Here is a 510-nt window from a genome sequence, read left to right as displayed (position 1 = left end):
GGGGTGGTCGGGGAACTCTATGTGGCCGGTCATGGTGTGGGGGTGGGGTATTGGGGCCGCTCACCGTTGACCGCGTCCCGGTTTGTGGCGTGTCCCTTCACCGGGGCACCGGGGGCACGGATGTATCGCACCGGGGATTTGGTGTGCTGGGGCCCCGATGGGCAGCTGCGCTATGTGGGGCGCGCCGATGAGCAGGTCAAGATCCGTGGGTATCGCATCGAGTTGGGTGAGATCCGCACCGCCCTGGCCAATGTGGATGGGGTGGGGCAGGCGGTGGTGGTTGCCCGCGAGGACCACCCCGGCGACAAACGCCTGATCGGCTATGTCACCCAATCCGCTTCGGGGACCGTGGATCCGGTCGCCATCCGCACCCAACTCGCGCAGCGGTTGCCGTCTTATATGGTGCCCGCCGCGATCGTGGTGCTCGAGACGTTGCCGTTGACGGTCAACGGCAAACTCGACACCCGCGCCCTACCCGCCCCCGACTACACCGGTGCTCCTTATCGCGCC

Annotated in this window: 1 pseudogene; it reads left to right on the top strand. The window is 67.1% G+C overall.

Features of this window, described 5'->3' with window-relative positions:
- A pseudogene (locus A5692_RS01440) lies at positions 1-510 on the top strand (AMP-binding protein); the annotation flags it as partial.

This window comes from Mycobacterium sp. E342 (genome assembly GCF_001667665.1).
Classification (GTDB): Bacteria; Actinomycetota; Actinomycetes; order Mycobacteriales; family Mycobacteriaceae; genus Mycobacterium.
Note: the sequence above shows the minus strand (reverse complement) of the source record. Positions and strands in the feature narration are given on the sequence as shown.